This window comes from Allochromatium warmingii (assembly GCF_900107145.1).
GTDB lineage: Bacteria > Pseudomonadota > Gammaproteobacteria > Chromatiales > Chromatiaceae > Thermochromatium > Thermochromatium warmingii.
Genome location: NZ_FNOW01000040.1, coordinates 1 through 21,295, shown reverse-complemented (window position 1 = coordinate 21,295; position 21,295 = coordinate 1). Strand labels below are relative to the sequence as shown.

The window sequence follows — 21,295 nt, the reverse complement described above, 5'->3', positions numbered from 1 at the left end:
CGCATCCATCAGAACGCCGTTGCAGCGTGCAATTCAGCGGCTTGCAGCGTGTTATCGAGCAAACTGGCAATCGTCATCGGGCCAACACCGCCCGGCACCGGCGTAATCCATGCCGCCCGTTCAGCGCACGCGGCAAACTCGACATCACCGACCAGCTTGCCATCAGCAGTGCGATTAATGCCAACATCAATCACAATCGCCCCCTCCTTAATCCAATCACCCGGCACGAATGCCGCTCGCCCAACCGCCGCAACCAGCACATCAGCACGGCGGACTTTTTCCGCCAGCTCGCGGGTGCGGCTGTGGCAAATCGTCACCGTACATCGCGCCGCAAGCAGTTCCAGCGCCATTGGACGCCCGACAATATTGGATTGACCGATGATGACCGCATCCAAACCTTCTAGTGCCTGTCCGGTGCGTTCTAGCATCGTCATCACCCCTTTTGGGGTACAGGGACGCAGTAGCGGCATCCGCAGCGCCAAGCGCCCGATATTGTAAGGATGAAAGCCATCGACATCTTTGGTCGGCGCAATGCGCTCGGTCACTGCCGCTTCATCGAGTGACGCCGGCAACGGCAACTGCACCAAAATGCCATCAATCGCTGGATCCGCGTTAAGTCGGTCGATGAGTGCCAACAACTCGGCCTGCGCGGTATCTTCCGGCAGCTCATACAATTCCGAATGAAAACCGACCTCAGCGCAGGCGCGGCGCTTATTGCGGACATAGACTTGTGAGGCGGGATTCTGCCCGACAAGGATCACGGCCAAGCCCGGCGCACGACCTTGCGCCGCCCGCATCGCAGCAGCACGCACGGTTAAAGAATGTTGAATCTCGGCGGCGATGGCTTTGCCATCGAGTTTGGCGGCACGCATGATGAATTGACCCCACCTAAAACGAAAACAGCCCAGACAAGTCACTTGCCTGAGCTGTATGGGATTGGTGGGCCGTTAGGGATTCGAACCCCAGACCGATGGATTAAGAGTCCACTGCTCTACCAACTGAGCTAACGGCCCATGAACTTTATTAATACAAGCTAAATTTGGGGTGGCTGATGGGAGTTGAACCCACTTCACCTGGAATCACAATCCAGTGCCTGACCGTTCGGCCTCAGCCACCATCGCTATAATCAGTCACACAGTTAAACAAGTTGAAAAGCTTTGTTTAACATTGGAAATCGGTTTGACTGAATCCCTGTCATTGTATCGCATCCGATACCGTCTGGCAGCTCCGGATTCGCAAATGGCGCGCCCGGCAGGACTCGAACCTGCGACCCACGGCTTAGAAGGCCGTTGCTCTATCCAACTGAGCTACGAGCGCTTGTTCGGGTGCAGTTCGGTACGCATTCGGTGCGTTTCCTGTCGCTTCAGAAGGCGTGTGGTCGGGGTAGAGGGATTCGAACCCCCGACATCCTGCTCCCAAAGCAGGCGCGCTACCAGACTGCGCTATACCCCGGCTTCGGATGTGCGCCTGAATGTCTGCATTCAGGAACCGAAGAACGGTAATCTTAGCGTCTCATCGCGGTGCGGTCAACTAGCAGATTGCTCATTGGGTGCGACTATAACTGATGCGTGCCGCGCCGTTGTGAGGTGGCTTGTTTGTGGCCGCTGAAAACGCGGAAAAACGCTGAAAGTTGTCAAATTGCTTATCTGACCTACCTCTCCCGAAACATCGCCAGCGCCTGCACGCGCTCAGTCAGCGTCGCGCCCAGATTGAGAAACACCTCAAGCTGTGCCCGCGCTACCGGCGTATGGCTCTGGGCGTGGAGTTCCAGCAGCGTTTGACCGAGATGATGTAACTGGTGATGTAGGTGCGTAATTTCCTCGACTGCGTGTTGTGACGGGTGATAGGCCAGCCCGCCGCTATCAAGCCATTCCCCAAAGCGGCAGTGATGCACATCAAGCGGCATGGCAGCGATCTGCTGGCCGTCGAGCGTGCGCACAATCGCTTGACTCCAAGCGCGATGCTCAACAATCGCGTGAATCAATGGCAAATCCTCGCGGCTCAAGGGCGGTTGGGCCATCCAGCTTGGATCCGGTTGCCACGACGCCGACCACTCCGGCAACGCCGCAGCGGGCATCGGCCGCGCAATGCCGTAACCTTGCGCCAGCTTGCAGCCAAGCTGTAGCAAGCGTAGACCGTGTTCGCAGGTTTCCACGCCCTCGGCGATGGCTTGACGGCGAAAGGCGGCGGCCAGTCCCAGCACGCTTTCGACGATGGCTAAATCTTCGGGATCATCGAGCATATCGCGCACAAAACTCTGATCGATTTTGAGCGCATTGACCGGCAGCCGCTTAAGATAGGTCAGCGACGAATAGCCGGTGCCGAAATCATCGAGATCGACATGCACGCCCAGTGCTCGACAGGCCGCGATGACAGTGGAAATACAGGATAAATCCTCAAAGGCGCTGCTTTCGAGCACTTCTAAGCCGAGCCGTGACGGTTTGACATGCGGATGCGCGTGCAGCAAGGCCCGCAGGCGCTCGACAAAATCGCTCTGCTGTAACTGCCGCGCTCCGATATTGACACTCACCGCAAGATTCAGCCCGCTCGCGTGCCAAGCAGCAATCTGCCGCAGTGCCGTGTCGATCACCCATTCGCCCAGTTCAACGCCGAGCGGATGATCTTCAATCACCGGCAAAAACACATTCGGCGGCAACAGTCCCTGTTCGGGATGCTGCCAGCGAATTAGCGCCTCGGCACCGACGACCACGCCGGTGCGCATGTTAACTTTGGGTTGGTAATAGAGCACAAATTCGTTGTTAGCCAGCGCATGCCGAATGCGTTCCAGACTGGCATGACGCCCCCGCGCACTGCGATCATGTTCCGTATCAAAACAGTGATAGCGATTTTTGCCGGCCAGTTTGGCCTGATACATCGCTTGATCGGCTTGGCGTAAAAGCTGATCGGCATCGACCTCTTCGACTTGCGGATAAAAGGTCACACCTAAGCTGACGGTAACCTGATATTCAACCTCCAGCACCCGCACCGGATCGTTGACGACTTGTAGCAACCGCGCTAACAGGGCTTCGGTCGTCGTCCGATCCGGCAGATCGACGAGAACAGCAACAAATTCATCGCCGCCCAGCCGCGCCAGCGTATCGCCTGCCCGCAACAGTTGGCGGATCCGCAGTGCCTGCACAATCAGCAGTTGATCGCCGGCCTGATGGCCGTGTCGATCATTGATCGCTTTGAATCCATCTAAATCGAGATAGACCACCGCCACCTGTCGCCCAGTGCGGTGGGCTTGCACCATCGCCTGTTGCAGTTGATGGGCCAGTAGGGTGCGATTGGGGAGCGTGGTCAGCGCGTCATAGTGCGCGAGATGTTCGAGTCGATGTTGATGCTCTTTGAGCTGGGTGATGTCAGTAAAGAGCGCGACATAGTGCAGCACCTGACCTTGATCGTCATACACGGCACTGATGGTTAAGAGTGCGGCATAGGCTTCGCCGTTTTTGCGCCGGTTCCAGAGTTCCCCTGACCAGCAGCCCTGGTCGATCAGCCGTCGCCATAATGTCGTGTAAAAATCTTCAGGATGATGGTCAGAGCGCCAGAGTTGCGGATCCCGTCCTAACGCTTCCTCACGGCTATAGCCAGTAATCTGTGTAAAAGCGTCGTTGATATCAATGATCGTGCCATCAGCCGTCATCATCACGATGCCTTCGCGGGCATGGGTAAAGACGCTGGCGGCAAGCTTGAGCCGTTCTTCTGCTAATTTGCGTGCATTGATGTTCTGATGGGTGCCGCGCATCAACAGCGGTTGACCATCGGGCGTGCGCGTGGCCACGCAGCCGCGATCCTGCACCCAGACCCAATGCCCGGCTTTATGCCGCACGCGCAGATCGCATTCGTAATATTCCAGCTCACCGCTGAAATGGCGCTGCAATAATTGATGGCTGAGTTCCAGATCTTCGGGATGCGCTAAGGCGTACCAAGTTTTAATCGACAGCGGTTCTAACTCAGCAAGCCGATAGCCGATAATTTCAGCCCAGCGTTCGTTGAACACGACTGCGCCGGTTTGAATATTCCAGTCCCAAGTTCCGGCGCGGGTGCCAGTGAGAATATCGTCGAGCCGCTGGCGCTCGTGTTCGAGTGCCAATTCGGTTTCTTTCAGATGCGATTGATCGAATAAATAACCGCGAATCAGCTCCACTTCACCGTCACTATTGCGCGTCAAGCGCGAGAAGTCATAAAACCAGCGATACACGCCATCTTTGCGCTTGAGACGATAGGATTGCTCAAAGCTGTCCTCATGGCGGGCGATATGCGCGACAACCTCGGCGCTGATGCGCGGAGCATCATCGGGATGCAGCAATTCTCCAAAGCGGAAATCTGGGTGCATCATTTCCGCTGCTGAATAGCCCAAGATCGCTTCGACGTTGCTGGAGACTTGCTGAATCGGCCAGTGTGCCGCCGCGCCCCAGACCATGATGCACACCGGGCCGCTCGAAAACAGATCGCGTTCCGCCCGCAAAGCGTGTTCAGCGGCATACTGGGCGCTGACATTACGCACAATGGCTTGCAGCAGGGTCTGTCCGGCGATGGTCATGCGTGTCAATAACACAATCGTCGGAAACTCATGCCCGTCGAGCCTGCGGTGCATCCATTCAAAGCTATGTGAGCCGTCGCGCAAGGCAATGGCGATGGCTTGTTGCGATTTTTCGGCGGACAGTTGTCCATCAGGTTGACGTTCGGGCGAGACATCCCAGGGGCCAAGCTGGGTAAATTCGGCTTGATCGCGTGCGCCATACATCGCACAGGCCGCTGGATTGCCGGAAGTGAAGCGCCACGACGGTGGCGCAAGCGTCATCATTGCATCGCGTGACTGCTCAAAAAATAAGCGATGATGTTCTTCGCTTTCTCGCAGGCGCTCGTGTGCGATGAAATCGCCCATCTCACCTCCTCCGTTCAAAAAATGGTATGTAGTGTAGCGTCAACCAGCCGCTTTGCGCGTCCGCTCGCTCAGGTGCGCCAGTGTGCCAGATGTGCCAGCGCCTGATGCGTGATCGCGGCGGCGCGTTCCGGGCTGTCGGCTTCGGCGTAAGCGCGTAATTCGGGGGCATTGCCCGAGGGACGGAGATGCAGAATCTCGCGGTTTTTAAACGTCAAGCGCACGCCATCGGTTAGATCGCGGGCGACAGTCGGGCCGAACAGCGCGGCAAATTCGCCATCACTTGCCGACAGATCGGCGGCCAGATCGCCGCTGCTCAAGGCCGCGAGACGCGCTTGACTGATGGCAGTCGGGAAGTCTTTGAGTCGGTCACTGTGAGTAAAACGCGGCGGGAGCTGCGTGAGTAACGCCGAGACTGGCTGCTGGCGCTCGACAGCAGCCAGCAACAACGCGACCACGACAATCAGCGCATCACGGGTTGGCAATGCCGATAAAACACGCCCAGCGCGGTTGACTAAATCCGTTGCCAGCAAAAAGCCGCCGTTCGCTTCATAGCCGGCCACCGAGGTCGCGCCTTGATCGCGCACCTGTTGCATTCCCGCGATCACATAGGGCGAGCCGATGCGCGTGCGCACCACCGGCGCAAAGGCTCCGCAGCGTTCGACCACGCTATTACTGCTCACCGGCGTGACCAGTGCCTGAATGCCAAGCTGACGCGCACAGAGCACACCGGCCACATCGCCGCGCAACCAGATGCCCTGCTCATCGGCAAGCAGCGGGCGGTCGCCGTCGCCGTCCGCCGAGACGAGCGCATCAAACTGACCGCTGGCCGCCCAGTCGCGGGCCAGCGCGTGATCTTCGGAGCGCACGGCTTCGGTATCGACTGGCACGAAGCGATCCGAACGCCCGAGCCGCGTGACCTGTGCGCCCAAGCCCGTGAGTACGGCAACGAAGGGATCCCGCGCTACGCTCGAATGCTCATAAACCCCGACGCGCAGACCGCTAAGTGCAGCGGGCGGGAAAAAATCCAGATAGCGAGCAATGTACTGATCCAGCGCGGTCGCCTCGGGCGCAGGCAGCGCGGCGGCTTGATCGCTGAGAAAAGCTCCGGCGGCAGTGAATAGCCCGTCGGGGCGCTCGATGACTTGAGCGCGAATGCGTTCCTCATCGGGCTTGAGGATTTCGCCATTTGGCAGATTGAACTTGATGCCGTTGCGATCATCGGGGATATGGCTGCCGGTGATCATCAGCGTCGGGATGGCCTCGCGGAAGCCGTAATAGGCAACCGCCGGACTGGGGATAAAGCCGAGATTACGCGGCTGGCCGCCGGCATCGCGGATCGCTCGCGCACAGGCGACCATGATACGCGGTGAGCTAGGGCGCAGATCGCCGCCGATGCCGACGGCGGTTCCGGGTGACCACTGGCCAGTTTGGGCGAGTGCGCTCAAAAACCCGCGTGTATAGGCATAACAGACCCAATCGGTCATCTGCGTAACCAGACCGCGTGCGCCACTGGTGCCAAAGCCGACGCCGCTGTCGGCCATTAAATCGCTGATGTGCATGGTGGTGTTTGAGCTGTTTGGATCTGTTGAAAGCTGTTGGGAGATTTTTCTGGTCACGAAGCTCCGGCTTCATGACCGTGTGATGGTATTGTTTCGCTGGCGGCTGAAAGCTGATAGCTAACAACCGCTAATCCAGCAAGCAACACCAGCCCCATCCAAAGCCAGCGGCGGCGCGGGTGCGGATCGGCGAACGGATCGCGCCGCGAACGGATCGCGCCCGCCGGTAACTGCGCCGAGCGCGTCATCATCTGACCAAATGCCGCGCTAATCTGCGCCCGCCCATTGATCGCCCAGCCATTGGCTTCCAACAGTGGCGCAAGTAAACGCGGCTGGCGCGGATTCGCTGGGGTGCTGATCTGAATAATCGTCGCATCCCAATCGCGCTCCTGCCGATCATAGAACACACCCTTGCGCCCAGGCATCAAGCTTTCCGTCTCACCGGACGTAATCGCCGCCGCGATGGTCAGCGCGTCCGCACCCTGCCGCACACAGGTGCAATAGGCTATATATAACTGACTGTGCTGGGCCAGCGCCGCATGATGCGGCACCTCGGCGACACGCACGCAGAGTTCACAGACGCGCCCAGCCAAATAGAGTGTTCCAGCTTGGAAAATCGCGTGTTTTTCGGGCGTATAAAAATCGCGGAGCGTGACGAAATTCTGCAACAGCGGTTCGAGATGCTGATAGTAATGCACCAGCCGATCTACGGCTTCAATCGCGTCTGACACCCCAGCTAGTTCTAAATCTTGCTCGATTAAATCCAAGATCGCCGCCTGAAATGGCCCCTCAATCAAGGTTCGCAGTCGCGTTGCGCCCAACTGCGCCACCCGTGCCCCGCGTCGCTGCGCCCGCCAAATCGCGTGCGCCTCAAACCGCCGATTCAGCTCTAACCACTGCGCCTCAGTCAGGTTATCGCGGTCGCCGAGCAGCGGCACCACTACCTGTTCACGCAACGCCTCTAGCTCGCGTGCCCAGCGCGGATTGAGCGTCTGACGCAGGGGCAAAGCGCGTCCGGGTTCGATCCGCGCCAGCGGAAATGCCGCCAATTCTGCTGTCTCCAGTGACAGCGTGCACGGCGCGAGTGGCGCGTAATCGCTTTCAGTCGGATTCAGCCACTCGGCGGCGCGTTGATCGTAGTCCGCTAATTGCGCACGGGTGAAATAATCGTCGATCTTGATTTTGACCGACTCGACACACTCAGCCGCCGCTTCAGTCGCCTCGCCGAGTGGCAGAATCTGCGCCGCATCCGCTTCGGCCTGCGCCCACCACGCCAGATATTCGGTCGCCTCGGCAAAGAACGCCGCGCACAGCGTCTGATCGATGCCCGCCTCGCCGCTGCGATCCGGTACCGACCCGACACAGCGCATGATGTCGCGGATCGCCTGCGCAATCGCCTCATCGCGGGCGGCACTCGGCTGCACCACACCATCCCCATTGAACCGCGATCCGGCGAAGATTTGCGCCGTGTTTGCCGTCTCAGCCGCCGTGATAACGGTTGATTCAGTGCGCCCGAGATTGTCGAGAATGCGCCACGCCGAGGCCATAATCAGGCGGCCTTCTTCGGTCTGTTCATTGATCGCATCGAGCGGCAATCCGGCCTCATGCTTGAACAGATCGCTCGGATCTTTGAGCCGCTGACATGTCCAGCGCACGGCGGTTTGCAGATCGTCAAGACGAATCTGCCCATCACCATCGCCGTCGAGCAGCGTCAGCGTGTGCGCGTCATAGTCCAGCCCAACCGTTGGGCAACTGAGCACCGCCCACAGCGTCGGGTCGAGTTCGGGCAGATGGCGCAGATCCGCGCCATTGGTCAGTTCAACCTGATCGAAACCGCCCAAGCGCGTCAAACGCCAGCGATGCAGCGGCGGGTGTGTATCCGCAGACATGATGATGACTGTCCCCCAGATGAATGCGGCCGCGTTAGTCTTTAAAACGGCGTCGCGGCTCAGGTCGGATTGTTAGTCGCGTGCAGCAGTTCAAGCAAGGGCGTGACCTTATCATAGGTCTCGCGGTACTCGGCATCGGGGTCAGAGTCGATCACAATGCCGCCCCCGCCCCAGACGCGCACCCGTCCGGGGGTATAGACCAGCGTGCGAATCGCAATATTGGTATCCAGTGCCCCATCAAAGCTCAAATAGCCAATCGCGCCGCAATAGATGCCCCGGCGCTGCGGTTCGAGTTCGTCGATAATCTCCATCGCCCGCCGCTTCGGTGCGCCGGTGATCGAGCCGCCCGGAAAGGCCGCCCGCAGTAGATCGAGCGCGGTGCGACCGGCGGCCAAGCGTCCGGTAATGGTGCTCACCAGATGCTGCACCCGCGCAAATTGCTCGACCTCAAATAACGCCGGCACGCGCACGCTGCCAGTTGCGCACACGCGGCCCAGATCGTTACGCAATAGATCGACAATCATCAGATTCTCAGCGCGATCTTTCGGACTCTGCCGCAAGGCCTCAGCCAATCGCGCATTTTCCAGCGGATCGCTGGAACGCGGGCGCGTGCCTTTGATCGGGCGCGTTTCGACCTGATCGCCGCGCACCTGTAAAAATCGCTCTGGCGATGAACAGAGAATCGCTGCTTCGGGCGTGCGCAGATAGGCTCCGAATGGCGCGGCATTGCAAGCGCGGAGGCGCTGATAGGCGCTCCAAGCATCGCCGACCGCTGGCGCAGTAAAACACTGAGCAAAGTTGACCTGATAACAGTCGCCGGCGATCAGATAATCACGGATACGGGCGAGCGCCTGCTGATACTGCGTCGCGGTGAGATTGGAAACCGCTGGCGCGAGCGTGCGGAATGGCTCGCGTTGATTCGGCGCAAGCGGTGCGGTTAGCTGCGCGGCCCAGCGGTCGAGGCGGCGGACATCCCAGCCGACTAAAACAGTGCGCTGGGCGTGATGATCGACAATCAACGCCCAATCGTAGATGCCGACGGCCAATTCTGGCAGCGCGTCGGCGTCCTCGGCCCGCGTCGGCAACGTGATCCAGCGCCGCGCCAAATCATAGCCAAAATAGCCGATTGCTCCGCCGATGAACGGCAGTTCTGGCACCTCGGCGCGGATCGGCCCGAGGAGTTCGGCGAGAAGATCGAGCGGATCGGCGTAGGAGTGCTGCGGCGGCTGCTCGGCTGTCTGGCTGATGCTCGTCGCGCCACGCGTGATGAGCGTGCTGATTGGATCGGCGCTGAGAATATCGAAGCGCCCGTGCCTGCTGAACGGATGACCGCTGTCGAGCCACACCGCCCAGGGTTGGTCAAGCAGCCGTTCCAGATAGGCGCTGGAATCAGGGTGATAGGCGAGCGGGCGAATCAGGGGGCGGTTGCAGGCAGGCACGGTGTTTGAGTGGTTAATAGCTGTTTGGTACCGCGTCATCATATCTGTTACGCAACCTCAATCGGACACATCACACCCATTTAGGCACTCAAGGACTGGGCAAATCAGCGCCCCGAACGCTTCAAAAAGCGTGTTTACAATCTTCTAGCTGGTAGCTCAAAGCTGACGGCTGAAAGCTGGCCGCTGACAGCAATTTCGGTATCATGCGCCACCATCTCCCACTGCCGCCCATCCTAGACCGATGCGAATCGCGATCCTCTCGCGTAACACCTCGCTGTACTCCACCCGCCGTCTTGTCGAAGCCGCCCGCGCTCGCGGCCACGAGACCAAAGTGATCGACGTGCTGCGGTGCTACATGAATATCACCTCTCATGCCCCATCGATTCATTACAAGGGCGATGATCTCAGAGACTTCGATGCGGTGATCCCGCGCATCGGTGCCTCGGTGACGTTTTATGGGACTGCTGTATTGCGTCAGTTCGAGATGATGGGCGTCTATCCGCTTAACGAATCGGTGGCCATCTCACGGGCACGCGACAAACTGCGCTCGCTGCAACTGCTCGCCCGCAAAGGCATCGGATTGCCAATCACCGGCTTTGCTCATGCGCCCGATGATGTGCAGGATTTGATCAAAATGGTCGGCGGTGCGCCGCTGGTGATTAAGCTCCTTGAAGGCACGCAAGGCATCGGTGTGGTGCTGGCTGAAACCCAGAAAGCTGCCGAAAGCGTGATCGAAGCGTTTATGGGCCTCAAGGCTAATATCTTGGTACAGGAATACATCAAAGAAGCCAATGGCGCAGATATCCGCTGTTTTGTCATCGGCGATAAAGTCGTTGCGACCATGAAGCGCCAAGCGAAAGCCGGTGAATTTCGCTCCAATCTACACCGAGGCGGCACCGCCTCGCTTATTCGCATCACGCCCGAAGAACGCTCAACGGCGGTGCGGGCCGCTCGTATTATCGGGCTGAATGTCGCCGGTGTGGATATTCTGCGTTCCAATCATGGCCCAGTGGTGATTGAGGTCAATTCCTCGCCCGGACTGGAAGGTATCGAATCGGCTACGGGTAAAGACATCGCCGGCATGGTGATTGAGTTCATCGAAAAAAATGCCGCGATGGGCAAAACGCGCACGCGGGGGCAGGGGTGAGCTAGGGGGGCAGCTTTCAGCTTCCAGCCATCAGCCACAGCATAAAAATAAGACGCGGTGCAGTCGGTACCGTACCATTCGCAGTTTCTGAAACTCGATCTTTTTGTTAAGGAGACGCCATGCTCGCTGCGTTCCGCGCCCTATCTAAAACCGACCTACTGGCCGCTGCGTTCGCAGTGGTTGCGATCTATCTGGTCGGCATCGTCCCGACACCTGAAATCGCTTGGGTGAGCAGTTTGCTGGTGTTGACGATCTTTTTGTTCACCGTCGAGGTGGTGCGGGTCGATGTCGCGGCAATCACGGTGATGGTGTTGCTAGGGTTGACGAGTCTAGCCGCGCCCTGGATGGGGCTGGAACAGGGCTTGGTGCCACTTGAGCAGCTCTTCGATGGCTTTGCCAGTCAAGCAGTGATGTCGATTATCGCGGTGATGATCGTTGGGGCCGGACTGAATAAAACCGGCTTATTGACGCGGGTAGCGGCGCTCATCGTGCGCTTCGGTGGCCGCACGGAAACGCGCTTGATTCCGCTGATTTCCGGCACAGTTGGCGCATTATCAAGCTTTATGCTCAATATTGGGGCCGCTGCGCTCTTTATTCCGGTCGTCAGCCGGATCGCGGCCCGCACGGGTGTGCCGCTATCACGTCTGCTCATGCCGATGGGCTTTTGTGCGCTGCTCGGCGGCACGATCACGCTAGTTGGTTCTAGTCCGCTGATTTTGCTCAACGATTTGATTTTGAACGCAAATCAGGTGCTGCCGACTGGAGTTGCACCGATGCAACCGTTTGGGCTATTTGCTGTTACGCCAATTGGCTTGGCGTTGCTGCTGGCCGGTATCCTCTATTTTGTGATTGCCGGTCGGCGGCTGCTGCCGGCGCAGTCGGGCATCACGACCCAACCCCGTGCGCTGCTGGATTATCTGGCCGAAACCAATAGCCTAAAACAGCCTGAGATCGGCGAATTTCGCGTCCCGCACAGCGGTAGCTATCTGATTGGCAAGAGCGTCGATGAACTCGAACAGACTTGGCGCGTGCGCTTAATCGGCATCGAGAAAGGCGACGGCCTGCGCTTGGGGGCGGATGGGATCGACCGCTCGCTCGGCATCACGGCTGGCAGCACGCTGGCGCTGCTCGGTACCGCCGATTCGCTGCTCGATGTGACCAACGCCAATGCGCTCGACTGGCAACGCGAGCTGGATCTTTTCGCTGAATCACTGTCGCCGCAGAGCGCCGGGGTCGCTGAGGTGGTGATTCCGCCGGGTTCCGGTCTGATCGGCAAAAGCGCCCGCGCTGGCTGGATGCGCAAAATCTATGGTCTGTCGCTGCTGGCGATTCAGCGCGGTGACACCCAGATCAACCACGCGACCGGCGGCGTGCGTACCACGCCCTTTGTCGCGGGCGATGTCCTGATCGTCCACACCCGTTGGGCGGATTTGGCACATCTGGAACGCGACCGTAACTTTGTGGTGGTCACGACTGAATACCCGCATGTTGAGCCGCCGCCGCATCGTCTGGTGATCGCGCTGGCGCTGTTTGCGCTGACGCTGGCGCTGATTGTGTTTACTGCATTGCCGCTGCCGGTGGCGCTGCTGGTCGGGGCGCTGGGCATGGTGCTGACGCGCGTGCTGACCATTGATGAAGCCTATCAAGCTGTGAGCTGGCGCACGGTGTTTTTGCTTGCCTCGCTGATTCCGCTCGGCATTGCCGTCGAGCACAGCGGTACCGCCGCGTGGATCGCCGCACAGACCCTAAGCACACTGGGCGCGGTGCCGGTGTGGGTAGTGCAACTGGTGCTTGCCGCATTGACGACCGCGTTGACATTGGTGATGTCGAATGTCGGCGCAACCGTGCTGCTGGTGCCATTAGCGATTAACTTGGCGCTGGCAACCGGAGCCGATCCAGCCGTGTTTGCGCTAACAGTCGCGATTGCCGCATCTAATTCCTTCTTATTACCAACGCATCAAGTTAATGCGCTCATCATGGGGTCAGGCGGTTATCGGACGTGGGATTATGTCCGCGCTGGTGGCGGCATGACGATTCTATTTCTGATTGTCTCACTGACAATGATTAACCTAGTGCTGTAATGTATAACATGACGGATATTCATATTACTTGGCATGAACATCAGGTTGCGCGTCAAGACCGCGAGCGGCTGAATGGTCATCGCGGTTGCGTAATTTGGCTGACTGGTTTAAGCGGTTCGGGTAAAAGCACGCTGGCGAATGTACTCGATCATCTTTTATCACAGCGCGGCATTCGCACCGCCGTGCTTGATGGCGATAATGTGCGGCATGGACTCAATGCCAGCCCGAATTTATTACGCGAAACCCATGGCGCTACCTTTGCTGAACGCTTTGGTTTAGGATTTAGCGCCATTGATCGCGAAGAAAATATTCGCCGGATTGGAGCGGTCGCGCAATTATTCTGCGAAGCCGGAATCATTGCGCTCACAGCCTTTATCAGTCCATATCGGCTTGACCGGCAGCGCGTGCGCCAAAGTTTACGCGAGGGCGATTTTATTGAGGTATTTGTCGATACGCCGCTTGCGGTGTGTGAAGAACGTGACCCAAAAGGGCTATACAAAAAAGCGCGTGCTGGCGAACTCAAGCATTTCACTGGCATTGATGATCCCTATGAAGCGCCAGAAGCACCGGAATTAATTGTGCGTTCTAGTGGTGAGCGCACACCGGAAGCACTCGCTGCTCAAGTTATTGCCTATCTAGTCACACGCGGCATTTTGCCAGCAACGGTATTAGATGCGAGAGAGACGGGAGGCTGATTGTGAAAATCTGCATCGTTTCCGATAGCCATGATCGCGGCCCAATGTTAGCCACCGCTATTGCTGAAGCAAAAACACGCGGAGCCGAATGCGTGCTGCATTGTGGTGATTTAATTGGTACCAATACGCTGCTTGCATCATTAAAGCTTGAATTGCCGATTCATGTGATTCACGGCAATAATCTCGGCGATCCGGTATCGATTTCGCGGCTGGCCTGTGGTTCAAATGGGCAATTACGCTATCACGGCAATGATGCAGATTTAATACTCGCCGACCGACGCATCTTTATGACCCATTATCCGCATATCGGCGAAGCCTTTGCCTATGCTGGAAATCATGATCTGGTGTGCTGTGGACATAGCCATGAGCCAGAAATTCGCTGTCTGGAGAATGCCAAAGGCGGTCAAACCTGGCTCGTCAATCCGGGCACAGTCGCTGGGCTTGGCGCACCGACAGCAACTTGGATTTTTGCCGATTTAGCGACCCTGACTTTTGAGCTGGAAGAATTAGAGCGGTAATCGTTTTACCGTGCTTGACATTGGGGCGCGGCATGGTGATAGTTGATGTCGGTGTGATCGCATGATCGACACCCTAGCCTGTTTATAATAATTAGGTGACAAAATCATGAGCGAGCAACCCAAAACCCGTCCGCCGGTTCCCGATGGTCGGAGCCGCTTTGTCATGACGCGGCAAAAACAGCCGAATGAAAAGGGCTTCATTGGCTATGATGTCATCTGGGATTCATTTCAGAAAGAAGTGAAATACCAGACGCCGAAGCGTCCTTGAGCCTAGGGCCTAGCAAGCGCAATGCACTGTGCGTTCCCAAGTTTGTGCTTGGGAACGCGGTTTATTTTTTGTTGAGCTTCAAATGAAACTAATCCACGACAGTGAATTGTTTAATACGCTCCAAGCCAAATTTACGGCTGAACTTGTCACACGCATCAAAATTAAACTTCAGGAAGCGGGTATTGCATCCGAGCAGCTTGAAGATCTCACCGTGAGCATTGCGTTGAGTGTTGCGGGTGTGATTGACGATCTCGCCGAAATCGAAACCGCCGGTATTGAAGTGCATCCCTATCTCAGCTTTCGCACCGATGATGAGACGCTGATTCATTGGGGCGAAAATGCCTATACCTATGAGCAGGTATACGGAGCGATGCAAACGCTATTTCGCAACCCACGCTAGACGCATCCGCGCTTAAATCGGCTGAATATTCAAACCGCCAAGCTCCGGCCCACCTAGCTCTAATTTCCCACCCGCCGCAATTTCCGCCGCAGTCGCGTCACGCACGCTCAACACTGCTAATTCAAAGATTACTTGGCGTTCGCACAGCGGATGATTGCCGTCAATGGTCAGCGTTTTGTCATCTATGCGCGTGACAAAAAAGGTTTTAGTCTCGCCTTGCTCATTCTCCATGAAAATTTGCGTACCGACTTCGCGATATTCTTCAGGAACATTGTCGATTAAATCGGTAATAACCAGTGATTCATCTCGCGTTCCATATAGATCGCTGCAATCAATCGGCACTGAGATGGTTTCACCGACGCTTTTTCCCTCTAATTCGGCTATCACCCGCCGATCTAATACGGCGTTATGACCATGAACATAGCCGAGCGGAAATTCGACCGCTGTTAAAACGCTGCCGGTTTTTTGGTCGATGATGCGATAGGTTAGCTCAACAAAGCAATCATCACGGATGGTCTGTTTCATTTAAAACTCACAGCTTAAAAGATCGACGCAGCAAAAATCCGCACTTCGCCATGTTCATAGCCAAGCACCATCCGTCCGAGCCATTCGCCTTCGCGTGCGGTACTGCGGACGCGATAGAGCGCCGTGATATGCTCGCCACGCCGGATAAATCCGAGAAAATCACGTTCTTCAACTAGATTCCGCGCTAATTCACTGTGCGCGAACTGCTTGCCCATTTCGACTTCATTTAGGCCAAGCAATAAATTATATGAGAATTTTTTAATAAATTTGCCATACGCGCCTTGATTGGAATAGGTAATCAATTCATCCCACAGCGGATGGGCAATCGCGGCTAATTCGTCATCAGTTAAATCAATGATGTTCATTATCTTTACGTTATCGCGTATCGGTTTATGCGGCGATTTTTTAGACAGGATTAACAGGATGATTCAAGATTGACAAGATTTTTCAGAAGATATTTTACAAAATCAAATCCTGTTAATTCTGAATCATCCTGTTAATCCTGTCTAAAATGGGCCTTTAAAAAACAGCATGTGACCAGAAATGGCACAGGCTCTAGGTTACCCCAGAGCCTGTGACTTCAGATCAATCCGCTGATCGGCTTACGCCTCAACGAGATGGTAGCAGGGTGCTTTTTCCATCGTGTATTCGCCGGTCTCAGGATCGCGGCGCGACACGGTGAGCACATGCCAATTCTCGTCATCCACTTTCAGCGCATCACCACGATAATAATACCCGGGCCAGCGCGTCTCTTTGCGGAACAGGGTGTGGTGCATCACCGCCTCAGAGGTGAGATGACGATGCTTTAATTCCCATGCCCGCAGCAGTTCGTGAATATTTTCCGCTGCCAGCTTTTCCAGATCCTCTTCGAGAATCTTCATTTTCTTGAGACCAATATTCAGCAGCTTATCATTGGTCATATAGCTGACAGTCACGCCGCCGCAATATTCATCCATGAGCTTTTGCAAGCGATCCAAACCCTGACGCGGGTTAATATAATTCGGATTAACCGAACCGGCGGTGATTTCATTGCGATAGACGCGATAATGCTCCATCGGTTTGTAAATCTCGGCGCGTCGCCGCTCAATTTGCGTATCGGAGACGCGAATTCCTTCGGCCTTGCCATCATCGATATATTGGCACGCGGCCTTTGCGGCCAAGCGCCCTTCCGTAAACGAACCGGATGAAAACGCATGGGGCGTGCCGCCGACGGCATCACCTGCGCCGAACAAGCCCTCAACCGTCGTCATGCGGTTGTAGCCCCAGAAATACTCGGGCGGCGAGACGTCTTCCGGCCCCGAACACCAAGCACCGCAGCCAGTGGCGTGCGATCCCATCACATAGGGTTCAGAGGTAGTCAACTCGGGGTTTTCGTTCTTCGGATCGACATCGGTCGCCGCCCACAGAACCGCTTGACCGACGGTCATGCCGAGGAAGTTATGCCAGCCGATTTCTTCCAAATGTGGATCTTGGAAGGCTTCCATTGTGACCATGTGGATTGGTCCGCGTCCGGCATTGACTTCGTTAATCAACGCATGGTTACGCAGACAGGTCGGGATCGGGCGATGGGTGCGGTGCGAGAGTTCGGGGTCAAGATATTCTTTGCCAACCATCTCTTGCAACTGCGGCCACCACTTCGATTCGTATTCCTCACCATTGCAGTTTTGGGTGTAGGTCTTAAGGTGCAAAAAGTAGGCACCGACCGGGCCGTAACCGTCCTTGAACCGCGCTAACACAATGCGGTTTTCCATCTGCGTCATCTTGGCACCCGCGCCGATCAGCAGGCCATAGGCCGACCCTGACGACCAGGGCGCATACCAGACGCGCCCCGCACCTTCACCGACGGAACGCGGCTTGTAGATATTCGATGCACCACCAGCGGCAACAATCACGGTTTTAGATTTGAAGACGTGATAATTACCGGTGCGCACATTAAAACCAACCGCGCCCGCGACACGATTTGGCTTGCTCTCGTCCATCAATAAATGCGTGACGCAAATGCGATTAAAGACTTTATCCGCCGATTTCTTTGCCGCTTCCGCAACAATCGGCTTATATGACTCGCCGTGAATCATAATCTGCCAGCGACCTTCACGCTGATACGCGCCGGTCTTGGGATTACGCATCAGCGGCAAACCCCATTCTTCAAATTGATGCACGGCTGAATCGACGTGACGCGCCATATCAAATAGCAGGTCTTCGCGCACCATGCCCATCAGGTCAATACGCGCATAGCGGACATGATCTTCTGGTTTATTCTCACCAAAGCGCGTGCCCATGTAGCAGTTAATCGCGTACAGGCCCTGAGCGACTGCGCCGGAGCGATCAATGTTTGCTTTTTCAGCAATCACGATCTTTTTATCTTGACCCCAGTAACGCGCTTCAAAGGCGGCACCGGTACCGCCCAGACCTGCACCGACGACCAGAACGTCAATGCCGTCTTCGATGATTGTCTTGTAAGCCATCAGTAGCACACCCCTGCTTGCATTTTCAGGCCGTTGGATTCGAGCGTATGCAGGCCGCCGTCATCGAGACGAATATATTTCGGCTCATTAAAAAGCAATTGGCTGTCGCGCATGTCTTTTGATGGCGCAGGCGCGTCTTTCAGCTTAGGTGTGCATTGACCCCAGGGCTTCGTTGTAATCGGCGCGAGGAGATTCATATCTTTCTCGCCATTGCGGAAAATAATCCGCCAAGCAATTACGCCCTTTTCTTCATCACGGCGCACCCGCACGGAATGACCCAGCGGCGCAAAGTCAGCATAGCCGCGCACGTCAATCGCATTATGTGGGCAGGCTTTCACGCAGGAGTAACACTCCCAGCACATATTCGGCTCAATATTATAGGCACGTCGAATTGTCGTATCGATGTGCATAATATCCGATGGGCAAATATCGACGCATTGGCCGCAACCGTCGCAGCGCGTCATATAGACGAACGTTGGCATTCGAGTAATCCTCTTCGCTCTTGATGAGAGTCAGCGCGGTGAGATTTAATAATGAGTCGGCGCTTCGCGTTTAATTCCTAAGCCCATATACGGCGGGTTATCGCCCATATAGGTCGGAATATCAGGATAGCGGGCTTTGACGCTGGGATCAGTTAGCTCAAGCAATTCGGGCAGTTTATCGAGCGAGCCGTCAGCTTTAGCAACCTTTTTCTGGAAGGCCGCAGCAGGCTTAAAAAACATGTGCGCTAATTTCGACCAATAGACCGTACCGAATAAGGTAGTCGCGGCGATAATAAATAGCGCAAATAATAGCAGCGAGCCAATTAACGACCACAGCAGCGCAAAGGTTGTCGTCAATAGCAGCGAGACAATGAACAAATCCGACAGATGCACGTCATACCACTGATGACCTTCGGAACGTACATCAACGCGAATCTTGAACCAAAACCAATAGCCGCCAACACAGACTGACACGGCACCTAAATGCCAAAATAGCGCCACCAGCGCCGAGCTTTCACCCGCAGTGGTCGGCAGACTGAAAATCATCAGCGCCGTAGTCACCACAAATACAATAAAGCCATACATCAGCATCAGATGCGATTTGCGGCGGTCGGGATTCTCGAACTCGCCCGAAGCCAGCACTTCATTGGCCAGCGTGCTAATAATTAGACTGAGCTTTTCGGCGCTGCCGACTTCGCGCTTGGCGAGTTTTTGCAGCGATTTACCTTTCTCAAAAAAATACTGCGCACTCTTTTTGTGCTTGACATCAAGCAGGGTGCCGCCGATGACCAGCAGGATCATCAATACGACATACGCCTGCATCACGGTCGGCGAAATCACCGCCGACAGTTCGATGAAGGGATTGCTGGTAATCATTTCGTTGGGCCTCCGTTAGGCTACGACTGGGGAAGCGATTGGTAATAATCCATGAGGATCTGAGCGACCTCAGGGCGCGAAAACTCGGGCGGCGGCGCTTCACCCTGACCGAGCATCTCGCGCACGCGAGTGCCGGACAATTGGATAAAGTCTTCGGGTGTATGATCCGGGGCATCGCGCATCATCACCACACGTCCAAGCTTTTTCGAGTAGGCCGTGTTGTCAGCGCGGAAAATTTCGATGTCGAGCGCCCCAGCGGGCACGGTGTCATCAAAAATCGTCTGGGCGTCAAACGGGCCGTAGTAATCGCCGACGCCGGCATGATCGCGCCCGATGATGAAATGCGTTGCGCCCATGTTTTGACGGAAATAGGCGTGTAACACCGCTTCGCGTGGCCCGGCATAGAGCATATCGAAGCCGTAGCCGGTGACCATCACCGTATTCGGCGGGAAATAGAGTTCGGCCATGGTGCGAATCGCGGCATCGCGCACCGGTGCGGGAATATCACCCGGCTTGAGCTGACCAAGCAGCATGTGAATCACCACGCCATCGGCGGCAACGGCATCAAGCGCCATTTTGCACAGCTCTTCGTGAGCGCGGTGCATCGGGTTGCGGGTTTGGAAGGCGACGATTGTCTGCCAGCCGCGTTCTTGGATCTCGTTGCGAATCTCAACCGCGGTGCGGAAGGTGTCGGGAAAATCGGTCTGAAAATAGGAGAAGTTGAGAACCTGAATCGGCCCTGAAATAGCGATGCGGCCCTGCGTGTTGAAGGTCTGAACGCCGGGGTGTTTGGGGTCGGAAGTGCCGTACACCTGTTCAGTCATCAGCGTCATCTGGTCATCTGAGACCGACTCAATCGCGGTGACATCCATAACCGCGAGCACCGGATGCCCCGCAACATTCGGGTCACGCAGCGCGATGCGCGGCGTGTTGACAATGGCATCAGCGGATTCAACCAGACAGAGCAGCGGGACGGGAAAAAAGCGCCCATCAGTGAGAGTCATCGACTGCGCGGCGCTGAGCGCGTCGGCCAGATTCATAAACCCGTCGAGGGGACTGAAATAGCCAGCTCCGAGCATCACGGCATTGCCAGCCGCTTGGGAGCTAATCAACACCGACGGCAACGATTCCGCTTCGTGCGCGAGTCGGTGATGCGCTTCCGGGTCATAGACGAAACGCGGCCTGAGTTGGTCAGAGCCGACTGGCTTAAGCATACACGATCCTCCAACAACAGAGGGTGAAGACGCCAAGGAATGCTTCGTGTCCGCAGGCTGGCCGCGTGAACCAAAGCGTTCGCCATTCCGGGCGAGGAAAATACCAGAAAAGCTACGGGATTGTGAAACGTCTTTTTTGAAGTCAATGCGGATCGTCAACGGGTAGAGCGGTGAATGAGGCGAGTGTCACATCTCACGCCATGAGGTTCCACGCCAGAGCTATCAGATAGTGGTAAATTTGTTAACAAAAGATTCCAAATTCTACCGTTTTATTTACACAAAAAGCGCTTGACATCCTTAAGTAGCGGGTGCATGTTCCCGCATGCTCGATAACCAAGAGCATCGGTCTTTAACACGTTTGAGTATCGGGTTTCCAGCACGACTTGCTGCTGGTGTAAAACTCAAAGCATATCTAAGACCTTTTCGCGTCTGTGCAATGCACAGACCTTGCCGGATGGGGCCATGTGTGACCAAACACGTGTGCGTTAACATTTCTAGGATAGTTGGGGCGCGTTGCAAACTCAATCGGTGCGCGTGTTACGCGCAGGGCGATCGCGCTATCAGAGTATTGACAATCATCAGTTGAGCAGGTAGCCAAGTACCTTTTGTCTCGACGCCTGAGCCGCCGATGTCGCCGAAATTGTTAGATCCCCGTCCGTACTTTGCTGATCTTGCCGATCCACGTCGCGAAACGCGTAACAAGTTGCACTCCCTGCACGACATTCTGATGATTGTGCTGTGTGCCGTCCTCAGCGGCATCGAGGACTGGGTGGGCATGGAAACCTTTGGCAAAGAGAAGGAAGCGTGGTTGCGCACCTTTCTGACGCTTGCCAACGGAATTCCCGCGCA

At 56.2% G+C, this 21,295-nt stretch carries 18 protein-coding genes and 4 tRNA genes; 7 read left to right on the top strand and 15 right to left on the bottom strand.

What is annotated here, in order from left to right; translation table 11 throughout:
* Positions 1–8: 8 nt before the first annotated feature.
* From folD to pabB, 9 genes are all read right to left on the bottom strand, one after another.
* Positions 9–872 carry a bifunctional methylenetetrahydrofolate dehydrogenase/methenyltetrahydrofolate cyclohydrolase FolD gene (folD, locus tag BLW10_RS11080; protein WP_091334708.1) on the bottom strand — a complete coding sequence of 288 codons (864 nt, stop codon included), beginning with the start codon at positions 870–872 and terminating at the stop codon, positions 9–11.
* Positions 873–937: 65 nt separating this feature from the next.
* Positions 938–1,013: transfer RNA gene (locus tag BLW10_RS11075), tRNA-Lys, on the bottom strand.
* Between the two features lie 27 nt (positions 1,014–1,040).
* Positions 1,041–1,115, bottom strand: a tRNA-His gene (locus BLW10_RS11070).
* Positions 1,116–1,240: 125 nt separating this feature from the next.
* A tRNA-Arg gene (locus BLW10_RS11065) sits at positions 1,241–1,317 on the bottom strand.
* Between the two features lie 58 nt (positions 1,318–1,375).
* Positions 1,376–1,452 (bottom strand) — tRNA-Pro (locus BLW10_RS11060).
* 199 nt (positions 1,453–1,651) lie between these two features.
* Entirely contained in the window at positions 1,652–4,891 is a 3,240-nt protein-coding gene (locus BLW10_RS11055) for an EAL domain-containing protein (RefSeq protein WP_091334706.1), read from the bottom strand.
* Positions 4,892–4,959: 68 nt separating this feature from the next.
* Complete coding sequence (locus BLW10_RS11050; RefSeq protein WP_091334705.1) at positions 4,960–6,450, bottom strand: phosphomannomutase; 1,491 nt, start codon at positions 6,448–6,450, stop codon at positions 4,960–4,962.
* A 53-nt stretch (positions 6,451–6,503) separates the two neighbouring features.
* On the bottom strand, positions 6,504–8,336 hold the full coding sequence (locus BLW10_RS11045; RefSeq protein WP_177169060.1) for a hypothetical protein: 1,833 nt from the start codon (positions 8,334–8,336) through the stop codon (positions 6,504–6,506).
* Positions 8,337–8,395: 59 nt separating this feature from the next.
* Entirely contained in the window at positions 8,396–9,775 is a 1,380-nt protein-coding gene (pabB, locus tag BLW10_RS11040) for an aminodeoxychorismate synthase component I (RefSeq protein ID WP_245709340.1), read from the bottom strand.
* A 241-nt stretch (positions 9,776–10,016) separates the two neighbouring features.
* Between pabB and rimK the strand changes: the two genes are divergently transcribed.
* From rimK to BLW10_RS11015, 6 genes are all read left to right on the top strand, one after another.
* Complete coding sequence (rimK, locus tag BLW10_RS11035; RefSeq protein ID WP_091334703.1) at positions 10,017–10,922, top strand: 30S ribosomal protein S6--L-glutamate ligase; 906 nt, start codon at positions 10,017–10,019, stop codon at positions 10,920–10,922.
* Positions 10,923–11,041: 119 nt separating this feature from the next.
* Complete coding sequence (locus BLW10_RS11030) at positions 11,042–13,003, top strand: SLC13 family permease (RefSeq protein WP_091334701.1); 1,962 nt, start codon at positions 11,042–11,044, stop codon at positions 13,001–13,003.
* An 8-nt stretch (positions 13,004–13,011) separates the two neighbouring features.
* On the top strand, positions 13,012–13,698 hold the full coding sequence (gene cysC / locus BLW10_RS11025; RefSeq protein WP_091334719.1) for an adenylyl-sulfate kinase: 687 nt from the start codon (positions 13,012–13,014) through the stop codon (positions 13,696–13,698).
* 2 nt (positions 13,699–13,700) lie between these two features.
* Positions 13,701–14,216: a metallophosphoesterase family protein gene (locus BLW10_RS11020; protein WP_091334699.1), complete on the top strand. Its 516-nt coding sequence runs from the start codon at positions 13,701–13,703 to the stop codon at positions 14,214–14,216.
* A gap of 106 nt (positions 14,217–14,322) precedes the next feature.
* Entirely contained in the window at positions 14,323–14,484 is a 162-nt protein-coding gene (locus BLW10_RS14030; protein WP_177169059.1) for a hypothetical protein, read from the top strand.
* 82 nt (positions 14,485–14,566) lie between these two features.
* Entirely contained in the window at positions 14,567–14,884 is a 318-nt protein-coding gene (locus BLW10_RS11015; protein WP_091334698.1) for a hypothetical protein, read from the top strand.
* A gap of 12 nt (positions 14,885–14,896) precedes the next feature.
* Here the strand turns inward: BLW10_RS11015 and BLW10_RS11010 are convergent, their stop codons facing one another.
* The 6 genes from BLW10_RS11010 to sat form a co-directional block, all read right to left on the bottom strand.
* On the bottom strand, positions 14,897–15,409 hold the full coding sequence (locus BLW10_RS11010; protein WP_091334696.1) for an FKBP-type peptidyl-prolyl cis-trans isomerase: 513 nt from the start codon (positions 15,407–15,409) through the stop codon (positions 14,897–14,899).
* 14 nt (positions 15,410–15,423) lie between these two features.
* Entirely contained in the window at positions 15,424–15,774 is a 351-nt protein-coding gene (locus BLW10_RS11005; RefSeq protein WP_091334694.1) for a hypothetical protein, read from the bottom strand.
* Positions 15,775–16,011: 237 nt separating this feature from the next.
* A complete protein-coding gene (gene aprA, locus BLW10_RS11000) occupies positions 16,012–17,874 on the bottom strand; it encodes an adenylyl-sulfate reductase subunit alpha (RefSeq protein ID WP_091334693.1) in 1,863 nt (620 codons plus the stop codon).
* The gene (gene aprB, locus BLW10_RS10995) at positions 17,874–18,356 is read right to left on the bottom strand and encodes an adenylyl-sulfate reductase subunit beta (protein WP_091334691.1); all 483 of its coding nucleotides are present in this window, start codon (positions 18,354–18,356) and stop codon (positions 17,874–17,876) included. Before aprB ends, aprA begins: the two co-directional genes overlap by 1 nt.
* A 45-nt stretch (positions 18,357–18,401) precedes the next feature.
* On the bottom strand, positions 18,402–19,232 hold the full coding sequence (locus tag BLW10_RS10990; RefSeq protein ID WP_091334689.1) for an adenylyl-sulfate reductase: 831 nt from the start codon (positions 19,230–19,232) through the stop codon (positions 18,402–18,404).
* 20 nt (positions 19,233–19,252) lie between these two features.
* The gene (sat, locus tag BLW10_RS10985) at positions 19,253–20,446 is read right to left on the bottom strand and encodes a sulfate adenylyltransferase (protein WP_091334687.1); all 1,194 of its coding nucleotides are present in this window, start codon (positions 20,444–20,446) and stop codon (positions 19,253–19,255) included.
* A 628-nt stretch (positions 20,447–21,074) separates the two neighbouring features.
* On the opposite strand from sat, the gene BLW10_RS10980 reads away from it, so the two are divergent.
* On the top strand, positions 21,075–21,295 hold a 221-nt coding region (locus BLW10_RS10980; RefSeq protein WP_143117055.1), incomplete at its 3' end, for a transposase family protein.

What these genes read in the sequence shown, in the direction of transcription:
- BLW10_RS11030 (WP_091334701.1), top strand. Translation starts at nt 11,042, where the DNA reads ATGCTCGCTGCGTTCCGCGCCCTATCTAAAACCGACCTACTGGCCGCT.
- BLW10_RS14030 (WP_177169059.1), top strand. Translation starts at nt 14,323, where the DNA reads ATGAGCGAGCAACCCAAAACCCGTCCGCCGGTTCCCGATGGTCGGAGC.
- BLW10_RS11015 (WP_091334698.1), top strand. Translation starts at nt 14,567, where the DNA reads ATGAAACTAATCCACGACAGTGAATTGTTTAATACGCTCCAAGCCAAA.
- BLW10_RS11055 (WP_091334706.1), bottom strand. Translation starts at nt 4,891, where the DNA reads ATGGGCGATTTCATCGCACACGAGCGCCTGCGAGAAAGCGAAGAACAT.
- rimK (WP_091334703.1), top strand. Translation starts at nt 10,017, where the DNA reads ATGCGAATCGCGATCCTCTCGCGTAACACCTCGCTGTACTCCACCCGC.
- aprA (WP_091334693.1), bottom strand. Translation starts at nt 17,874, where the DNA reads ATGGCTTACAAGACAATCATCGAAGACGGCATTGACGTTCTGGTCGTC.
- folD (WP_091334708.1), bottom strand. Translation starts at nt 872, where the DNA reads ATGCGTGCCGCCAAACTCGATGGCAAAGCCATCGCCGCCGAGATTCAA.
- BLW10_RS11050 (WP_091334705.1), bottom strand. Translation starts at nt 6,450, where the DNA reads ATGCACATCAGCGATTTAATGGCCGACAGCGGCGTCGGCTTTGGCACC.
- cysC (WP_091334719.1), top strand. Translation starts at nt 13,012, where the DNA reads ATGACGGATATTCATATTACTTGGCATGAACATCAGGTTGCGCGTCAA.
- aprB (WP_091334691.1), bottom strand. Translation starts at nt 18,356, where the DNA reads ATGCCAACGTTCGTCTATATGACGCGCTGCGACGGTTGCGGCCAATGC.
- BLW10_RS11010 (WP_091334696.1), bottom strand. Translation starts at nt 15,409, where the DNA reads ATGAAACAGACCATCCGTGATGATTGCTTTGTTGAGCTAACCTATCGC.
- BLW10_RS10990 (WP_091334689.1), bottom strand. Translation starts at nt 19,232, where the DNA reads ATGATTACCAGCAATCCCTTCATCGAACTGTCGGCGGTGATTTCGCCG.
- BLW10_RS11045 (WP_177169060.1), bottom strand. Translation starts at nt 8,336, where the DNA reads ATGTCTGCGGATACACACCCGCCGCTGCATCGCTGGCGTTTGACGCGC.
- BLW10_RS11005 (WP_091334694.1), bottom strand. Translation starts at nt 15,774, where the DNA reads ATGAACATCATTGATTTAACTGATGACGAATTAGCCGCGATTGCCCAT.
- sat (WP_091334687.1), bottom strand. Translation starts at nt 20,446, where the DNA reads ATGCTTAAGCCAGTCGGCTCTGACCAACTCAGGCCGCGTTTCGTCTAT.